The organism is Xanthomonas sp. NCPPB 3569 (assembly GCF_041475645.2).
In the GTDB taxonomy this organism is placed as follows: domain Bacteria; phylum Pseudomonadota; class Gammaproteobacteria; order Xanthomonadales; family Xanthomonadaceae; genus Xanthomonas; species Xanthomonas phaseoli.
The window spans coordinates 2659553-2678277 of record NZ_CM192969.1; the positions used below are offsets into that span (position 1 = coordinate 2659553).

Below are 18725 nucleotides of genomic sequence, written 5' to 3' on the forward strand. Positions count from 1 at the left end.
CATACGGCCTGGATGACCGGGCGACAGCAAGCCCGCGGCGCACCGATGACGGCATCGCGCCGCGACCCTTGGCGAAGGTGCATCGTTACCGGCTCGGAATGCTCACCCGTGCGCCACCGGCGATCAGTGGGAATGCCCGCCATGCGTGTGCCCATGCGCATGAGCGTGCCCATGGTGCGCGTCATGGCCCGTGCCTGCCGCCGGTTTGGGCGTGCCGCAAGGTTCAGTGCCGCAGTCACCGCTTTCCACCTGCAAGGTGACGTGCGCGATATCGAAGCGCTCATGCAACAGGGCGCCGAGCGCATCACGCAGACGGTCGCGGTCGGTGGTCTCATTGACCACGATGTGCGCGGTGAGCGCCGGCGTGCTGGAGGCCAGCGCCCAGACATGCAGGTCGTGCACGTCCTCGACCCCAGGGTGGCTGGTCAACGCCTGCTGCACCTGAGCCAGGTCGATCCCCTTGGGCACGCCTTCGAGCAACACGTTGATCGCCTCGCGCAGCAGCACCCAGGTGCGCGGCAAGACCCACAGGCCGATCAGCACGGCCAGCACCGGGTCGATCCACTGCCAGCCGGTCCAGCGGATCAGCAGGGCACCGATGATCACTGCCACCGAGCCGAGCATGTCGCTCCAGACTTCCAGATAGGCGCCCTTGACGTTAAGGCTTTCGCCGCTGCCGGCGTGCAGCAGTTTCATCGCGATCAGATTGATCACCAGGCCGAAGCCTGCGATCAGCAGCATGCCGCTGTACCCGATGTCCTGCGGAGCGCGGAAGCGTTGCGCGGCCTCCCACAGGATGTAGCCGCCCACTGCGAACAACAGCGCGCCATTGGCCAGTGCGCCGAGCGCTTCGAGCCGCACATAACCATAGGTGCGACGCGCGTCGGCCGGGCGACGGCTCAGGCGCACCGCGACCAGCGCGATCATCAGGCCGACGGTGTCGGTGGCCATATGCGCAGCGTCGGACAGCAGCGCCAGGCTGTTGGTCACGAATGCGCCGATGATCTCTGCCAGCAGGAAGGTGGCGGTCAACCCCAGTGCCCACCACAAGGGTGCTTCGTGACGGATTTCGCTGGGTGCGTGGTTGTGGTCGTGTCCCATGGATGTCGTGGTCTGCTGCAGTGCGCGCACCTTAGGCGCACGCGATGGCGGAGACTATTACACCTGCGCGTAATGACATCACATCACGCGAGCCGTGCGGCGGGCCGCACAAGGCGCAGTGGTTGCGCTACTGCAAGACGATAAGGAATGCAGTCAGGGTCTGGAAGCATGTCAGCACCGTACCGCCACCGCCCTTCCAGCAATTCGCGGCGCGAGCCAGGTGGCTCGCTAGACCTTGGCGACCAGCTTGACCACGCTGGAAAAATCCAGCGCCCCGTTGCCGGCCTGGCTGTTCATTGCATACAGGTTGCGCGCCAGCTCACCGAGCGGAATCGAGACGCCGGCCTGCACTGCCGACTCGGCAACCAGCCCCAGGTCCTTGAGCATCAGGTCGTTGCCGAAGCCGCCGCTATAACCGCGTGAAGCCGGCGCATTAGGCAGCACGCCGGGCCACGGGTTGCACACCTCGGTGGCCCAGCTGCGCCCGGTACTGACCGCCATCATCTGCGACAGCACCGCAGGGTCCAGGCCCTGCGCGACGCCGAGCGCCAGCGCTTCGCCGGTGGCCGCCATGATCACGCCCAGGGCCATGTTGTTGCATAGCTTGGCGACCTGCCCCGCTCCGTTGTCGCCGACGTGGAAGATGTTCTTCCCCATGGCCTGCAGCACCGGGCGCGCGCGCTCCAGCGCATCGGCAGCGCCGCCGACGATAAAGGTCAGCGTGCCGGCTGCAGCACCGGCGGTGCCACCGGAGACCGGGGCGTCCAGCATCGTCAGGCCACGCGCCCTGGCCGCATCGGCCACCTTGCGCGCAGACACCGGTGCGATGGTGCTGCAATCGATAACCAGGGCCCCATCCGGGATCTGCGCCAGGATGCCGGACTCGCCCAGGTACACACCTTCGACATGCCGGCTTGCAGGCAGCATCGAGATCACGACCTCGGCATCGACCAGCGTGTCCTGTGCGGAGCTGGCAGCCTGCGCGCCGGCCGCTGCAGCAGCATCGATGGCAGCCGGCGCGAGATCGAACACCCGCAGCTGATGCCCGGCCTTGATCAGATTGGCAGCCATTGGCCCGCCCATATTGCCCAGGCCGATAAATGCGATCTTGCTCATGGTGTCGGTTTCCAAAGTAGGACCATCTTCAATAAATAGCCGGGATCATCACCGATTACTGGTGCGCGCGGAGCCGCCGCCAGTTCCAGCTGCCACGACACAGGTCAGACATGGCAAGCGCGATGCAATCCGGCGTGGGCCAAACGGACTTCGCAAGGCGCCAGCCACTCACTGCGCACCCAACTCGCCTGCCCCCAAATCGGCGAGCGGATGCGATGCAGGCAACCAGGGCGCAACAAGGAAGGCTTCAGCCCACGGCGCATCGGCTTCCTCCAGCGATGCAGGCTGCCAGTGCGGTTGGCGGTCCTTATCGATCAACAGCGCGCGGATGCCCTCGGCAAAATCGCCGTGTGCGGCCGCATGCAACGCGACCACGTACTCGGTGCGAAAGGTATCGGCAAGCGTCGTGGTGTCCGGGTGGCGATGCAGCTCCCAGGCAAGGCGCGCCGAGCCCGGCGCACCGGCGGCCAAGGTGGCGCGCGCGGCCTGCAGCCAGCTGTCTTCGCCTTGCAGCGCCAGGATTGCAGCGACAACGTCCTCCAGTGATTCGCCGGCCACCAACTGTTCGATCAGCTGTGCATGGACTTGTAGCGGGCCCGGCTCGGTGGGTTGCGCAATGCCATGCAGGAACGCGCTGAGCTGGGTGCGGTCGTTATCGGCATCGCCCGTCCATGCGTGCGCGCTCAGCGCATCCAGCACTGCCGCGTACTGCGCATGCTCCAGGCGCACATCTGCCAATCCCGCGTAAATGGCATCGCTGGCATCCAGCGGCGCGCCAGTCAGCGCCAGAAACAGGCCGGCGCCGTGCGGCACCCGACGCAACAACCAGCTGCCACCCACATCCGGGAACAACCCCACGCTGATCTCCGGCATGGCAAGCCGCGAGCGTTCGGTGACCACGCGATGGCTGGCGCCGGACATCAGGCCGATGCCACCGCCCATCACGATGCCGTGGCCCCAGCACAGCAGCGGCTTGGGATAGGTATGGATGCGGTAGTCGAGCCGGTATTCCTCCTCGAAAAATGCGGCCGCATGCGCATTGGCCTGCGGCGCTGCGCGTCGCGCTGCACGGTCGGGCACTGCATCGCGGTGCGCACACATGCTCTGGTACAGGCCATGCAGATCGCCACCAGCACAGAACGCCTTTTCGCCTGCGCCACGCAACACCACGCACGCGATCTGCGCGTCGTCGGCCCAGGCGCGCAACTGCGCATCCAGCAGCCGCGTCATCTGCAACGACAGGCCATTGAGCGTCTTGGGCGCATTCAAGGTGGCAATGCCGATGCGATGCCCATCGGCGCATGCACGCTGCTCGAACAGCACCGGTGCGTCGTCGGTTGCGCTCACCTCTGCCATCAGCGATTGCTCCACTGCGGTGCGCGCTTTTCCAGGAATGCAGCCACACCTTCGACCTGGTCGGCGTGCTCGAACAGATCCACGAACGCTTCGCGCTCGGCAATCAATGCCGCTGCGTGCGTCCCATGCCGGGTGGTGGACTGCACCAGCCGCTTGCAGGCCGCCACACTGACCGGACTCTGTTTACCGGACCGCTGTGCCCAGGCAACCGCCAGCGCGCGCGACTCGCCCTTGCCAACCACTTCTTCCACCAGACCGATGCGCTGGGCGGTCGCCGCATCGATACGTTCGCCCAACAGGATCATGCGCTTGGCCCAGCCCTCGCCGACCAGGCGCGGCAGGTTCTGGGTGCCGCCTGCACACGGCAGCAAGCCAACGCTGGCTTCGGGCAACGCGAGCTGTGCATGCTGCTCGGCAATGCGCAGATCGCAAGCCAACGCGCACTCCAGCCCGCCGCCCATCGCATAGCCGTTGATTGCGGCGATCGACACGCCGCGAAATGCACTCAAGGCTTCGAATGCTTCGCCGAACCGGCGCGCGGCCTCGCGTGCGTTGGCCTTGTCGCCGTCGGCGAACTGCTTGAGATCGGCACCGGCGCTGAAGAACTTCTCGCCCTCGCCAGTGATCACCAACGCATAGATGCTGCGATCGGCATCCAGTGCGCGCACCAGGTCACGCAGGGCCGCCAGGCTGTGCACGGTCCAGGTGTTGGCCGGTGGGTTGCTCAAGGTCACGATGGCCACGTGCCCATCGCGCTCGACCTGCAGACCGGTGTGGAGGCGCCCTTCCCAGTCGCTCATCGCAATTCCTCCTCGCCATTGAGCAGGTGGCGCGCCACGATCATGCGCATCACCTCGTTGGTGCCTTCCAGAATGCGGTGCACGCGGCTATCGCGCAGCAAACGCTCGATCGGGTATTCGCGGATATAGCCGTAGCCGCCGTGAATCTGCAAGGCATCGTCGCAGATGGCAAAGCCGGCATCGGTAGCGAAGCGCTTGGCCATCGCACACCATACGGTGGCATCGTGGCTGCCGGCATCGAGCTTGCGCGCGGCGGTGTGCACCATCTGCCGCGCGGCCACCAGCTGCGTGGCCATGTCGGCCAGCTTGAACTGCAGCGCCTGGAAATCGGCCAGTTTCTTGCCGAACTGGCGACGCTCGCCCATGTAGCGACGCGCCGCATCCAGCGCGCCTTGCGCGGCGCCCAACGAACACGCGGCGATATTGATGCGGCCACCATCCAGCGCCTTCATCGCCATCTTGAAGCCTTCGCCTTCCTTGCCCAGCAGGTTGCCGGCCGGAATCCGCACGTTTTCGAAGCTCACACCCCGCGTGGGCTGGCTGTTCCAGCCCATCTTCTCTTCCTTGCGGCCGTAGCTGATGCCCGGCGCATCGGCCGGCACCACGAAGGCGCTGATGCCACGTGCACCGTCTTCGCCGGTACGTGCCATCACCACCAGCACGTCGGTTGCGCCGGCGCCGGAGATGAAGGCCTTGCTGCCGTTGAGCACATAGCTGTCGCCGTCGCGCTGCGCGCCAGATTTCAGCGATGCCGCGTCCGAACCGCTACCCGGCTCGGTCAGGCAGTACGAGCCCAGCTTGGCGCCGCTGGTCATCGCCTCGCCCCACTGCGCGCGCACCGCCTCGGTGCCATAGCTGGCGATCAACCAGGTGGCCATGTTGTGGATGCTGATGAACGCCGAGGTGGACGGATCCACCGTGGCCAGTTCTTCGAACACCACCGCCGCATCGAGCCGACGCATGCCCAGGCCGCCCACGCCTTCATCGGTGTAAAGGCCGCAAAAACCAAGCTCGGCGGCCTTGGCGATGGCTTCGCGCGGGAAGTGACCTTCTGCGTCCCACTGCGCTGCATGCGGGGCGAGTTCCTTGTCGGCGAAGTCGCGGGCGGCAGCGCGGAAGGCTTCCTGCTCGTCGTTCAGATCGGCCGCATTGGGGTGGAGCTGGATGGCTGCATTCATGGCGATCGGGTCACTTGAGGGAGATGGTGGTATTGACGCCATGGCCCAGCGTCTGGTCATCGAACCAGCGCGCAGTCACGGTCTTGGTCTGGGTGTAGAACATCACCACCTGCTTGCCGTACGGACCCAGGTCACCGAGCTTGGAAGCGCGCGAGCCGGTGAAGGAAAACAGCGGCACCGGCACCGGGATCGGCACATTGATGCCGACCTGTCCCACATCGATGTCTTCCTGGAAACGCCGCGCGGCCGCGCCGGATTGGGTGAACAGTGCCGTGCCGTTCCCGTTGGGATTGGCGTTGACCAGCGCGATGGCCTCCTCGAGCGTGGCCGCTTCCAGGATCACCAGCACCGGCCCGAAGATTTCTTCGTCGTAGATGCGCATGCCTGGCTTGACCCCGGAAAAGATGGTCGGGCCGACGAAGTTGCCCTGCTCGAACCCCGGCACCTGCGGCGCGCGCCCATCCAGTTCCAACGTGGCGCCCTGCTCCACGCCGGAGGCGATCAAGCCTTCCACCCGCTCGCGCGCGGCGCAGGAAATCAGCGGACCGACCTCGGTGCCCGGGGCGTTGCCGGCGCCGATTTTCAGGCTCTTGGCCTTGCTCACCAACTCCGGAATCCACGCGCGCGCTTCACCGACCAAGACCAGCGTGGATGCGGCCATGCAGCGCTGCCCCGCAGCACCGAATGCGGCACCGACCATCGCATTGAGCGTCTGCTCGCGGTTGGCGTCCGGCAGCACCACGGCGTGGTTTTTGGCGCCCATCATGCATTGCACGCGTTTGCCGGCGAGCGAGGCACGTTGATACACGTGCGTGCCCACCTTGGTGGAACCGACGAACGACAACGCCTTGATGTCGGGGTGATCGCACAGCGCATTGACCACGTCTTCGCCGCCGTGCACAACGTTGAGCACGCCCTTGGGAATGCCGGCCTCCAGCGCAAGCTCCACCAGCCGCATGGTCACCATCGGATCTTGCTCGGAGGGCTTGAGCACGAAGGTGTTGCCAGTGGCAATTGCCATCGGAAACATCCACAGCGGAATCATCGCCGGGAAATTGAACGGGGTGATGCCCGCGCACACGCCCAACGGCTGCAGCAGGCTATAGGTGTCCACGCCGTTGGCGACGTTGTTGGCCAGCTCGCCCAGTTGCAGGTTGCCGATGGCCGCGGCGTGCTCCACCACTTCCAAGCCACGGAACACATCGCCTTCGGCATCGGCCAGGGTCTTGCCCTGCTCGGCGCTCAGCAGCGCAGCCAATTCGGGCATGTTTTCGCGGATCAGCTGCTGGTATTTGAGAAAAATACGCGCGCGGGTACCGATCGGCGTCTTGCGCCAGGTCACGAAGGCGCGGCTGGCCGCTGCCACGGCGGCATCCACTTCGGCGGTGGTGGCGAACGGGACCTGGGCCAGCACCGATTGGTCGGCCGGGTTGACGACGTCCTGCCACTGCGTGCTGGCGGACACCACCAACTCGCCATCGATCAACAGGCAGACGCGGGGGACGGATTGGCGCATTGCAGGGCTCGCTTGTTGAGAAGGACATCGGGCCGTCGCAGGCCATGGCTTCGCATTGTTTGCATCGACGCCCGCCATTCCCAGCCCACAAATGCTTAATCGCGCTAAGCTTGCGACACAATCTTGCGAATCTTGCGAATGCCTCAGTCGCATGCTCAACTCCGCCACCAGCTCGGGCTGCGCCTGCAGCGGTTGCGCCAGCGCCATGGCCTGACCCAGGCCGAGCTGGCGCGCCGGCTCGAACTGTCGCCGAGCTATCTCAACCAGATCGAGCGCAACCAGCGCCCGCTCACCCTGGCCATCCAGCAGCGGCTCAAGACCGCGCTGGGCGACCTGGACGGCCTGCTGGATCTGGACGACCCGGCCGCACTGGTCGAGCCGCTGGACGAATCGCTGCGCAGCCTGGGCCACACGCTGTTGCCGGCCGAGCTGCGCGCACTCACCGGCAACCTGCCGCAGGTAGCGCAGGCACTGCTGGACCTGCACCGCGCCCATCAGCAGCTGCTCGAACGCAACGCTGCGCTGGAGCTGCAGGTCGGGGTCGAGCACGCGGCAATCCCATCGCTATCGCCCGGCGAGCAGGTGCGCGACTACTTCAACCGCGCGCACAACTATCTGCCCGAGCTGGACGAGCGCGCCGAAGCGCTTTACGCCGAACTCGGATTGACCCCGGAAAATCTGCCGCTGCGGCTGCGCCAACGGCTGGCCGATCGTCATGGCCTGCTGGTGCAGGACGCCGCCGACCTGCACCACGACAAACGCAGCATGGATGCGCAGGCGCGCGTGCTGTGGCTGCCGGCGCACTTGCGGCCGGGGCAGCAGGCATTCCAGATGGCCGCGCAGCTGGCGTTGCTGGAATGCGCGCCGCTGCTGGACGCGCGCATTGCCGATGCCGGTTTCGAAGACGCCGAACGCATCGCGCTCTCGCGCATCGGTCTGTCGAACTACTTCGCCGGCGCGTTGGTGATGCCGTACAGCGCGTTCCTGCACAGCGCGCAAACCTCGCGCTACGACATCGAATGGTTGGCCGACCGCTTCGACGTGGGCTTCGAAGCGGTGTGTCACCGGCTCAGCACCTTGCAGCGGCGCGGGGCAGCCGGTTTGCCGATCTTCTTCATGCGGGTGGACCGCGCCGGCAACGTATCCAAGCGCCACTCGGCCACCGATTTCCATTTCTCGCATGTCGGCGGTGCCTGTCCGCTGTGGATCGTGTACGAGGCGTTCAACCAGCCCGACCGCATCCTCACCCAGATTGCGCGCATGCCCGACGGCCGGCGCTATTTCTGGCTGGCCCGCCAGGTCAGCAGCGGCCCGCCCGGGTATGGCCGCCCACGCAAGACGTTTGCCCTGGCAATGGGCTGCGACCTGCGCCACGCCGATCAACTGGTGTATGCGCGCGGCTGGGATCTGAACGCGGTCGACGATGCAGTACCGATCGGCCCGGGCTGCCTGACCTGCGAACGCAGCGACTGCGTGCAGCGCGCCTTCCCTGCGCTGCCACGCCTGCCCGCGCGGGCGCGTTGGCCGGTTGGTGGGAATTGAACCTGGTCATCTGAAGTGGCCGTGCGTCGGCCTGCGATCGCAACGACAGACACACTGCCCCCGGGTCGATTGCATCGGCCCATCTGGAGGCTGCCGCTGTCGGAAAAGCGGCGACACCATCGGGCAATCGGATCAGCCCAAGTCAGCCAAGTATCCGCCCCCATGCCACAGCCTCTGTGCCGCATCACCGCCGCACCTTCGACGGGGACCAAGCAAGCGCGAGTGCCGCAGCGCAGCATTCCAAGGCGAGATAGCTGCCGCAAAATGCTTCATTGGAATGGAATGGCTTGCGCTTCTACCCTGAAGCGGACACATGCAAGACAGGGGGACGCCAGCGCGACGCAGCGCGCTTCCGGCGTCACGCAAAAAAACGACCAACACTGATCACGCAGCACAGCACCACCGACCACACCCGCGCGGATGCGCCAGACCCGCTCCACGCGGCTGGCCGCACCAGCAGCTACCACCGTCTTCGGTCACTTTGTCCTGGGAGGGATCAACCGATGTCTGTTCACCATAACGGCCATCCGGCCAGCCGGCGCCTGCGCCGCACGCCAGTGCGCGCCATCCTGTGCACCACCATCGCTTGCGTATTGGCGACCGCGTTCGGCGCGCACGCACAAGACAGCGCCCCCGCCGCCCCACCCGCAGGCGACGCCAGCCCGGCTGCGGGCAACGGCCAAACGCCGGTGACGCTGGACAACATCACCGTGATCGGCCAGCGCGCAAGCCTGAATCAGGCGGTGCAGGCCAAGCAGATGTCCGATCACGTCGTGGAAGTGATCTCCGCCGACAACATGGGCCAGATGCCCAACGTCACCGTGGCCGAAGCGCTGGTGCGGCTGCCCGGCGTCAACGGGACCCGCGACCGCGGCAACGAGAGCCTGGCCACCGTACGCGGCCTGGGCCCGCGCATGACCATGGGTACCGTCAACGGGCGCGAAATCGCCTCCTCCGAACCCAATCGCGCCGTGCGTTGGGAGGTCTTCCCCACCGAGATCGTCTCCACCGTCAAGGTCTACAAGACCCAGTCTGCGGATCTGGTCGCCGGCGGTCTTGCCGCCACCGTGGACATCTCCATCATCAGCCCGCTCGATTACACCGGGCCGGGATTCGTCGGCACCGCCGGCCCGGTGTTCTACGACCACGCCAAGGATGTGGACGGCTACAGCCCGTGGGGCAGCCGCTTCGGCGCCAGCTGGGTGCACAAGCTCAACGACAACCTGGCGGTGGCGTTCGGCGCAACCTACCAGAAGCAGAAGAACGCCAGTTCCTCGATCGGCAGCTGGGGCTATACCGATGCCACCACCTCGCGCGACGTGGATGGCGACGGCAGCGTGGACCCGACCCCATGGGGCGCGGCCGACCAGCTCAAGCTGATCGACCAGACCCGCACCGGCGCGATGGGCACCGTGCAGTGGCGCTCGGGCAATTTCGAATTGAAATTCGACGGGCTGTATTCGCGCATCGAAATCGACGAAGACCAGTTGCAGAACTGGTTCAACGGGCTGGCCTTCAGCACCTTCTCCGGCAGCACCAATCCATACACCACGCCGGGCTCGTCCTACACCATCGTCGATGGCGATGTGGTAGCCGGCACGCTGGCCAATTCCAACCTGCAGGTCGACCATGTGGTCAGCCACTACAACGAGGTCAAGACACTCACCGCCGGCGGCTTGAACGCCAAGTGGAGCGGCGATGTGTGGACCCTGGGCAGCGACCTGTCGTTCTCGCAGGCCAAGCGCGACAACACCTGGCAGGCGGTACGTTTCGGCAGCAATCCGGACACCATCTCGTTCGATTTCCGCCGCAGCGTCACCCCCACCATCAGCACCAGCTCGGACACGCCCGAATACGGCATTGCCGGGCAGACCGAGCCGCAGGCCCTGCGCGACAAGATCGCTGCGCTGGCACTCAATGCCAGCCGCGCCGTGGATGCCGGCCCGTTTACCTCGCTGGAGTTCGGCGCACGCGCCGCACGTCGCGAAAAACAGAACCGTCGCTTCCTCAGCAACCAGTCCGGCTACGACCAGCCGATCTCGGCGTATCAGGACCTGATCTACCCGGTCAACATGCCCGACTTGAACGTGCCCACGCTGACCGGCGGCAACATGGCCGAGATCGCACGCATCGGCTTTGGCGGGTTCGATCCGAGCACGCTCGACGAACAACTGCTCGACCATTGGAACGTCAAGGAAGACGTGCGCGAAGCCTTCGCCAAGGCGGTCTTCAGCTCGCAGCTGTTCGGCACCGATGTCACCGGCAATGTCGGCGTGCGCCTGGTCAACACCAAGACCACCAGCGAGGGTTTCGATTCGGTCGGCAGCACCATCCAGCCCAGCACCGGCAGCAAGGAATATACCGACGTCCTGCCCAGCGCCACGCTCAATTTCCTGATCGACGACCAGCGCATCCTGCGCTTTGCGGTGGCCAAGGTCATCGCGCGTCCGCCGCTGGACGAGCTGCGCACCGGCCGTCGCCTGGACGACCCCAGCGTGACCGTTGGCCAGCTCACCGGCAGCGGCGGCAATCCGCAGCTGGACCCGTTCAAGGCCACCCAGGTCGATGTTTCCTACGAGTGGTACTTCCATACCGAAGCGCTCGCCGCACTGGCCGTGTATCGCAAGGAAGTGGATTCGAGCATCGGCTACCGTACCGACCGCGAAACGATCAACGGCCTGGATTACCTGGTCAGCGCGCCGTTCAATGGCGGTGGCGGCTACATCAATGGCGTGGAGCTCACCTTCCAGACGCCGTTCTACTTCATCCCGCACATGGAAAACTTCGGCGTCTACTCGAACTATTCGCTGGTGGATTCCAACCTCAAGGAATTCTCGCCGGAAGACAACCCGCTGCCGTTGAGCGGGCTCGCACGCAAGACCGGCACCTTCGACCTGTGGTACAGCACCGGCTCCTTCGAAGCGCGCGTGGGCTACAAGTACCACAGCCCCTACACGGTGGTGTACGGCTGGAATGCCGCACGGCTGGCGCGCCTGCAGAGCGAAGGCACGGTGGATCTGAGCTTGAACTGGCAATACAGCAAGCAGCTCGGCTTCCGTTTCCAGGCCAGCAATCTCACCAACGAGCCACTGCGCGCCTACACCGACAACAAGCCCAATCGCCTGGCCAATCAGGACGATGGCGGCTACCAGCTGTTCGGTCGTCGTTACCAGCTGGAAGCCACCTACAAGTTCTGAGCATCGCCCGATCGGCTGCACAGGCTGCTGTGCAGCCGATCTATGGCTGCACACCTGCATGACACCGCAGCCACTGTGCGCAGTCCAGTCTGCACGCCACGATTGGACTGCGCACGGCTGCCGCACGGCAGCACGGCCGCACGGCCGCCTGCGGCATGCTGTCGCCCGCTCCACGTTGTCTCTGTCGAGGAATTGCATGCGCTCACCCCGCCGTCTCTGGACGCCCGCGCTCCTGGCGCTGGCCATTTCCACCTTCGCACACGCCGCCCCGGCTCCCGCCACGTTGTATCTCGGCGCGGACCTGTCCTACGTCAATGAGATGGAAGAGTGCGGCGTGCAATACCGCGAGAACGGCGTGGTCACCGATCCGTTCGAACTGTTCCACGCACACGGCGCCAATCTGGTGCGCGTGCGCTTGTGGAACGATGCGCGCTGGACCAAGTACAGCGACCTGTCGGACGTGAAGAAGACCATTGCGCGTGCACGCGCGCACGGCATGCAGGTGCTGCTAGATCTGCACTACTCCGACGATTGGGCCGACGGCGAAAAGCAACTGATTCCCAAGGCCTGGGCCAGCATCACCGACACCGACGAGCTGGCGCGTACGCTGTATGGCTTCACCTACGACACGCTCAGTGCGCTCGACCGCGCCGGCTTGATGCCCGAGCTGGTGCAAGTGGGCAACGAAAGCAATTCCGACCTGATGGACAGCACGCCCTCGGACAAGAAGCGCCCGATCGATTGGCAGCGCAACGCCAAGCTGTTCAACGCCGGCATCAAGGCGGTGCGCGACATGAGCGCGCGCTCGACGATCAAGCCGCGGGTGATGCTGCATATCGCCCAACCGGAAAATGTGCAGCCGTGGTTCGCCGACGCCACCAAGGCCGGCGTCACCGATTTCGATCTGATCGGCATCAGCTACTACCGCAAGTGGTCCACGCAATCGATGGCCGAACTGGGCAAGACCATCAGGCGTCTGCGCGGCCGTTATGACGCCGATGTGGTGGTGGTGGAAACCGCGTACCCGTGGACGCTGGACGCAGGCGACACCTCGCACAACCTGCTCGGCGAAGACTCGCTGATTGCCGGCTACCCGGCCACGCCGCAAGGCCAGGCACGCTACATGGTGGACCTCACCCAACTGGTCATCGATGCCGGCGGGGCGGGCGTGGTGTATTGGGAGCCGGCATGGACCAGCAGCCGTTGCAAAACGCGCTGGGGCACCGGCTCGTCGTGGGAAAACGCCAGCTTCTTCGACTTCAAGCACGGCAACGAGGTGCTGCCGGCGATCGACTTCATGCGCCACCCGTATACCGGCGTGCCTGCCTCAAGTAAGCCCAACGCAAGCCAACATGCTGCCAGTACACCAGATGGTTCCGCAGCAGCCGGCAAAAGGACACAACCATGAGCGGCATCAATCGGCGTGAGTTGCTGCGCGGCATGCTGGCCAGTGGGGTGAGCGCCGCACTGCCGGCGGGCGCAGCCGGCGCACTGGCGTCGGCCTGCGCTACGGCTGCACCGGCTGCGACCAAGCACGCCATCTCAGCATCAACGCTGGGCGATGCAGCGCTGGCACCGCGTGAGCGTCTGCTGTTCGACTTCGGTTGGCGCTTCCATCTGGGCCATGCCAGCGATGCTGCGCGCGATTTCGAGTTCGGCACGTTCCAACGCACCTTCGCCAAGGCCGGCAAGGACACCGCCACTGCCGCGCAACTGGCGTTCGACGACAGTGCCTGGCAACCGGTGGATCTCCCTCACGATTGGGCCGTTGGTCTGCCGTTTCGGCAGGAGCCGATCTCGGCCTCCATCACCGAGGAAGACCCGGCCGCCGCGCACGGCTACAAGCCGCTGGGCACGAGCTTTCCGGAGAACAGCGTGGGCTGGTATCGGCGCATATTGCAGATTCCGGCAAGCGATTTGGGCAAGCGCATCGCCCTGGTGTTCGATGGCGTGTTCCGTGAGTGCATCGTGTTCTGCAATGGGCACATCGTCGGCCGCAATGCCAGCGGCTATTGCGGCTTCGAAGTCGACCTCAGCGACGTGCTCGACTACGGCAAGCCCAACATCATCGCCATCCGCGTGGATGCCACGCTGGGCGAAGGCTGGTTCTACGAAGGCGCCGGCATCTACCGGCATGTGTGGCTGCACAAGACCGCCCCCCTCCACATCCCGCAAAACGGGGTGTTCGTGCGCAGCACCGTGCAGGATGGCAATGCCACTGCCCAGCTATCCACCGAAGTGTGCAACGACGGCGCCACGCCATGCCATTGCGTGGTGCAGGCGCGCATCACCGCACCGGACGGACGCACCGTGGCACAAGCGGCCAGCGCAGTGGTCACCGTCGCGCCCGGGCAGCTGCAGGTGGTCGAACAGACCTTGCCGCTCGGGCCGGCCGCGCTTTGGTCGATCGACACGCCCCAGCTCTACAGCCTGACCAGCAGCGTGCACAGCGATGGCACTGCAGTCGATGCGCTGGTCACGCCGTTTGGCGTGCGCAGCATCGCCTTCGACGCGCAGCGCGGCTTCCTGTTGAACGGCGCACCGCTCAAGTTGCACGGCACCAACAATCATCAGGATCACGCAGGTGTGGGCACCGCCATCCCGGATGCGCTGCACGAATGGCGCCTGCGCCAGCTCAAGTCGATGGGCTGCAACGCCTACCGCAGCTCGCACAATCCGGCCACCCCGGCATTGCTCGCGCTGTGCGACCGATTGGGCATGTTGGTGATCGAAGAAACCCGCCGCATGTCCACCGATCCTGAGGCCATGGGCGAGCTGGAAACGATGGTACGGCGTGGCCGCAATCATCCCAGCGTCATCCTGTGGTCGCTCGGCAACGAGGAACCGCAGCAAGTGACCGAGCGCGGTGCACGCATCGTGACCCGCATGCAACAACGCGTGCGCCAGCTCGATCCCACCCGCCCCACCACCTTCGCCATGGACAAAGGTTTCGGTGACGGCGTGGGCCAGGTGGTGGATGTGGTCGGCTTCAACTACCGCACCAGCCAGATGGATGGCTTCCATGCGCAATACCCCCACATCCCGATCTACGGCAGCGAAACCGGCAGCACCGTGTCGGTGCGCGGCAACTATCAGCGCGACGAGCAACGCGGCTATACCCGCGCCTACGACCTGGACCATCCCTGGTGGGCCAGCACCGCCGAAGCCTGGTGGAGCTATGTCGCGCAACGCCCGTATATCGCCGGCGGCTTCATCTGGACCGGCTTCGACTATCGCGGCGAGCCCACGCCCTACAACCGCTGGCCGAATGTGGCTTCGCAATTCGGCGTGCTCGATAGCTGCGGCTTTCCGAAAGACAATTACTGGTACTACCGCGCGCAATGGACCAGCGAACCGGTCCTGCATCTGTTCCCGCACTGGAACTGGGACGGCGTGCTGCAGCCCGACGACAACGGCCACATCGCGGTCTGGTGCCATAGCAATCTCGAGGCGGTGGAACTGCTGGTCAATGGTGTCAGCCAGGGCCTGCAGCAGGTGCCGGCCTACGGCCATGTCGAATGGCGCGTGGCCTATGCGCCCGGCATGATCGAAGCGCGCGGCTATCGCGGCGGCAAACTGCTCCTCAGCGAGCGCCGCGAAACCACGGGCACGCCGGCGGCGATTCGCTTGAGCTGCGACCGCAACGCGCTACGTGCCGATGCCGAAGATGTGGCCGTGGTGAAGGTGGAAATCCTCGATGCGCAAGGCCGCCTGGTACCGACTGCCGACAACCTGGTGCAATTTACGCTGCGCGGACCCGCGCAACTGATTGGTGTCGGCAATGGCGATCCCAGCAGCCACGAAGACGACAAGGCGCCGCGGCGCAAGGCGTTCAACGGCTTGTGTGCGGCGCTGCTGCAAACCACGCGCAGCAGTGGCGACATCGTGCTGCAGGCAACTGCGCCTGGGCTGACCGCATCCACGTTGCGCCTGCCTGCCGAGCCCATGCGAGCGCGCGCGTCGGTGGCTTGAAGCCCAATCGCCGCGTACGGCAACCGAACGTGCTGCGTGACCGGGGCCAGTAGTGGCCTCGGCAGCGTAGCGGCGCCATACGCGCGTCGAGGGCCGTCCATCGGTAGGTTTGCTGGCGGCGACGATCGAGCAGGTGATCCCGGGCTAGAAAGATCGCATGCGGGCTTTGGCCACGGCGCGCACATCGTCGGCAGCCCTGACAGGTCGGCCCCCTACGTCCGCGTCACATCGGCAGCCTCAGGTCTGCGCACTTCCGGCAGCCGGGTCGCGCGGAAAATAGCGGTTGAACTTGTCTTCCCACGCGCGGAACTGCTCCAGTGTCTGGGCATCCATCGGGCGCGGGTCGTCGGCCAGCGCTTTGTTCTGCGCCACATAGGCGATGCGCTGGGACGATAACTCATCCCACGCCTTTCTAAGCGTCACCGGATCCGGATGCGAGACCAGCATCGCCTCCAGCAGCGTGGACTGGGCCACGCGCGCGGCCAGCAGATCGCTGAGCGCCTCGGTCACCGCCTGCATCCACTCGTGTTGTTTCTGTTCCATATCCAACCAGGTCGCCTGCGTCATGCGCCGCGCACCATAGCGCCTCATCTGGAACGACGGCGTGCAAGCCAGGTTGACGATTCAGGTTCGCCACATGGTGCGACTGCGGCCAGCGCCCTCTCCATCGCGTCGCTTGACGTGTTCGACGCGCGAAACTGTCGCCACCCAGCGATACCCTCCCACGCGGCGCACGGCCGCGCGGGAGTGCACGCTCTCATCGCAAGCGTGAGAACGCACCGATCCCTGCAATCGCCAGCCGCTCGGCGGGCACCGCCGTCTCCGCGAACGACAGCCGCAGATAGCGGATCTGGCGGACCTCGGGGAAATTCAGCCGCTGGGTCGAGAGCGCATAGGCGATGTTGGAGAGCTCGCCGGCGCCGGCCGGCTGCCAGTGCTGGCCATCTTCGCTGGTTTCGGCGCGATAGCCCTTCGGCGGCGCCGCACCGGTCATCACTGCGCGCGAGGGCGTGAGGCTGAACCCGGCAACCTGACGCGACGCGCCGAGGTCGATGGTCGCCTGCACGGGATGGCCCGGCGTCGGTGCGGGCGTGATCCAGATCGTGCTGGCATCGTCGTCGAGCAACTTCTCCGCCCCTGGCGCGCTCGCCTCGACGATGCGCCAGCCGGCGGTGGACAGCACGTCCGGCGCATTCGCCACCGGGCGCGCGACCGGCACAGGCGCAACGGCGCGGAACAGGGCGAATTCGCTGATCGCCGGGCAGACCGGTGCCTCGAGCACGACCAGGCGCACCCGGCGTGCGGCGATCGGGCGCTCCAGGCGCACGATCCGCTGTGCACCGATGCACTGCGCCTCGGCCAACCGCCGCCATTGCCCATCGAACTCGGCTTCGACCGCGAAGCGGGTAACGCGCACGCCCAGCGGCAGGTATTCGCGCAACCGGATCAGGTCGAAGCTGTGCGCCGTCGACAGTTCCAGCGTCAGCGTCGGCGTGGTGATCTCATCCGGCGTAGACCAGTAGCTGTCCGGCTGGCGATCGAGCACGCGCGCCGGCTCGAACCCGACACCGCGCGACGCACTGGCACTGGCCTTGGCGCCCTTGGCCAGGTCGATGGCGAAACTGGCGCGTATCGCATCGCCGAAACTCTGCAGCACCGCCACGTCGTGGTCGGGGATGCGGCCGCGTCGGTCGGGCGGCAGATTGAGGTTCATGTTGGTACCGCGCGCCACCGAGGTGTCGAAGTAGCGCACCAGATTCTCCGGGCTGCGCACCTTGCCGTCTTCGTCAGCGTGATAGAACCAGCCCGGACGGATCGACGTATTGGTTTCGGCCGGCCACCACAGCGCTCCCCCGCGCACGCCGGAATTGCCGTTTTCCTGGGTGTACGGCGCATTGGGCATGGTCGGCCAGGACGGATCGCCAGCGATGCCGTCTTCGTTGCCGCCCCACCGGATATCGGCGCCGAGCGGATCGAAGGTACATGCCATCGGCTGATGCCGATGCACCAGCTCGATCATCCGCGGCCAGTTGTAGTACGCAGGCGCATCGATCTTGCGCGATTCGCGCGCGCCACCGTAATAGCCGTCGCCGCCATTGGCGCCGTCGAACCAGAACTCGAACAGGTCGCCGTAGCCCGTGCAGAGTTCGACGATCTGTTTGCGGAAATAGTCCAGATAGCCGGGGCGGCCATATTCGGCGTGGTTGCGATCCCAGGGGGAGAGATAGATGCCGAAGGCCAGGCCCGCGCGTCGGCATGCCGCGGCCATCTCGCCGACGATGTCACCCTTGCCGTTTTTGTAGGGCGAATTGCGGATGCAATGCTCGGTCAGGCGTGTCGGCCACAGGCAGAATCCATCGTGGTGCTTGGCGGTGAAAATCAGCCCTTTCAGATTGCCGGCCTTGGCAGCGGCGACGATCTGATCGGCTGAAAAATCGCTGGGATCGAATTTGCGCGGATCCTCGTCGCCGTAGCCCCATTCCTTGTCGGTGAAGGTATTCATCGCAAAATGCACGAAGGCGTATTGCTCCCACCGATGCCAACGCAGCTGTCGCGGGCTGGGCACCGCACCCCACGGCGCCGGTCCGCTGGCGCGCGGCGCCGGCGCGATGCCCGCTGCCGACGCGCCGAAACTGGCGGCAGCGGCCACCACACCCGTGGCAAGAAAGGTACGACGATCGATCATTGGCGACTTCCGACTTTGCACAAGTTTCGATCTTAGCTTTTCCAATGGCGAAGAGTCCTGCCCCGCAGCAACGGATGGTGATGCAAGCACCGCACACGCACTGGCGCCGTCCCGGCTGGCGTCGAAGAACGTGGAAGCATGCGACAAGCGTTCATGGTCGACGGCGAATGGTTCGCCGCACGGCGCCTTGCCGGCTTTCGCGTCAGATCGCGGAAGCGCGCCGCATCGGCTCCAGTTCCAGCAAAGAACCCTGAGCGGTGA

At 65.6% G+C, this 18725-nt stretch carries 12 protein-coding genes; 4 read left to right on the forward strand and 8 right to left on the reverse strand.

Features of this window, described 5'->3' with window-relative positions; translation table 11 throughout:
* Positions 1–123: 123 nt before the first annotated feature.
* From ACCQ03_RS11735 to ACCQ03_RS11760, 6 genes are all read right to left on the reverse strand, one after another.
* Positions 124–1101 (reverse strand): cation diffusion facilitator family transporter, encoded by a 978-nt coding sequence (locus ACCQ03_RS11735; protein WP_039568319.1) that lies wholly within the window; start codon positions 1099–1101, stop codon positions 124–126.
* A gap of 228 nt (positions 1102–1329) precedes the next feature.
* Entirely contained in the window at positions 1330–2232 is a 903-nt protein-coding gene (mmsB, locus tag ACCQ03_RS11740; protein ID WP_017155592.1) for a 3-hydroxyisobutyrate dehydrogenase, read from the reverse strand.
* Positions 2233–2385: 153 nt separating this feature from the next.
* Complete coding sequence (locus ACCQ03_RS11745; protein WP_057677999.1) at positions 2386–3573, reverse strand: enoyl-CoA hydratase/isomerase family protein; 1188 nt, start codon at positions 3571–3573, stop codon at positions 2386–2388.
* Positions 3573–4373, reverse strand: a complete 801-nt coding sequence (locus tag ACCQ03_RS11750) for an enoyl-CoA hydratase (RefSeq protein WP_209225400.1) — start codon at positions 4371–4373, stop codon at positions 3573–3575. Before ACCQ03_RS11750 ends, ACCQ03_RS11745 begins: the two co-directional genes overlap by 1 nt.
* A complete protein-coding gene (locus ACCQ03_RS11755) occupies positions 4370–5551 on the reverse strand; it encodes an acyl-CoA dehydrogenase family protein (RefSeq protein WP_209225402.1) in 1182 nt (393 codons plus the stop codon). Before ACCQ03_RS11755 ends, ACCQ03_RS11750 begins: the two co-directional genes overlap by 4 nt.
* 10 nt (positions 5552–5561) lie before the next feature.
* Positions 5562–7067 carry a CoA-acylating methylmalonate-semialdehyde dehydrogenase gene (locus ACCQ03_RS11760; protein ID WP_209225404.1) on the reverse strand — a complete coding sequence of 502 codons (1506 nt, stop codon included), beginning with the start codon at positions 7065–7067 and terminating at the stop codon, positions 5562–5564.
* Between the two features lie 138 nt (positions 7068–7205).
* On the opposite strand from ACCQ03_RS11760, the gene ACCQ03_RS11765 reads away from it, so the two are divergent.
* The 4 genes from ACCQ03_RS11765 to galA all read left to right on the forward strand — a co-directional run bounded on the left by ACCQ03_RS11765 (position 7206) and on the right by galA (position 15778).
* Entirely contained in the window at positions 7206–8609 is a 1404-nt protein-coding gene (locus ACCQ03_RS11765) for a helix-turn-helix domain-containing protein (protein ID WP_039568309.1), read from the forward strand.
* A gap of 503 nt (positions 8610–9112) precedes the next feature.
* A complete protein-coding gene (locus ACCQ03_RS11770; protein ID WP_209225406.1) occupies positions 9113–11806 on the forward strand; it encodes a TonB-dependent receptor in 2694 nt (897 codons plus the stop codon).
* Between the two features lie 196 nt (positions 11807–12002).
* Positions 12003–13214, forward strand: coding sequence for a glycoside hydrolase family 53 protein (locus ACCQ03_RS11775; protein WP_209225408.1), 1212 nt, complete (start codon positions 12003–12005; stop codon positions 13212–13214).
* Positions 13211–15778, forward strand: coding sequence for a beta-galactosidase GalA (gene galA, locus ACCQ03_RS11780; RefSeq protein WP_209225410.1), 2568 nt, complete (start codon positions 13211–13213; stop codon positions 15776–15778). The genes ACCQ03_RS11775 and galA overlap by 4 nt, the downstream gene beginning before the upstream one ends.
* Before the next feature lie 237 nt (positions 15779–16015).
* Here the strand turns inward: galA and ACCQ03_RS11785 are convergent, their stop codons facing one another.
* Positions 16016–16369 carry a hypothetical protein gene (locus tag ACCQ03_RS11785; RefSeq protein ID WP_017155583.1) on the reverse strand — a complete coding sequence of 118 codons (354 nt, stop codon included), beginning with the start codon at positions 16367–16369 and terminating at the stop codon, positions 16016–16018.
* Positions 16370–16535: 166 nt separating this feature from the next.
* Entirely contained in the window at positions 16536–18464 is a 1929-nt protein-coding gene (locus tag ACCQ03_RS11790; protein WP_057677969.1) for an alpha-L-fucosidase, read from the reverse strand.
* Between the last annotated feature and the right edge of the window lie 261 nt (positions 18465–18725).

Excerpts from the sequence above, each read along its gene's own strand:
- ACCQ03_RS11750 (WP_209225400.1), bottom strand. The coding sequence starts at position 4,373 with ATGAGCGACTGGGAAGGGCGCCTCCACACCGGTCTGCAGGTCGAGCGC.
- ACCQ03_RS11790 (WP_057677969.1), bottom strand. The coding sequence starts at position 18,464 with ATGATCGATCGTCGTACCTTTCTTGCCACGGGTGTGGTGGCCGCTGCC.
- ACCQ03_RS11760 (WP_209225404.1), bottom strand. The coding sequence starts at position 7,067 with ATGCGCCAATCCGTCCCCCGCGTCTGCCTGTTGATCGATGGCGAGTTG.
- ACCQ03_RS11735 (WP_039568319.1), bottom strand. The coding sequence starts at position 1,101 with ATGGGACACGACCACAACCACGCACCCAGCGAAATCCGTCACGAAGCA.
- ACCQ03_RS11785 (WP_017155583.1), bottom strand. The coding sequence starts at position 16,369 with ATGAGGCGCTATGGTGCGCGGCGCATGACGCAGGCGACCTGGTTGGAT.
- ACCQ03_RS11765 (WP_039568309.1), top strand. The coding sequence starts at position 7,206 with ATGCCTCAGTCGCATGCTCAACTCCGCCACCAGCTCGGGCTGCGCCTG.
- ACCQ03_RS11775 (WP_209225408.1), top strand. The coding sequence starts at position 12,003 with ATGCGCTCACCCCGCCGTCTCTGGACGCCCGCGCTCCTGGCGCTGGCC.
- ACCQ03_RS11745 (WP_057677999.1), bottom strand. The coding sequence starts at position 3,573 with ATGGCAGAGGTGAGCGCAACCGACGACGCACCGGTGCTGTTCGAGCAG.
- galA (WP_209225410.1), top strand. The coding sequence starts at position 13,211 with ATGAGCGGCATCAATCGGCGTGAGTTGCTGCGCGGCATGCTGGCCAGT.
- ACCQ03_RS11755 (WP_209225402.1), bottom strand. The coding sequence starts at position 5,551 with ATGAATGCAGCCATCCAGCTCCACCCCAATGCGGCCGATCTGAACGAC.
- ACCQ03_RS11770 (WP_209225406.1), top strand. The coding sequence starts at position 9,113 with ATGTCTGTTCACCATAACGGCCATCCGGCCAGCCGGCGCCTGCGCCGC.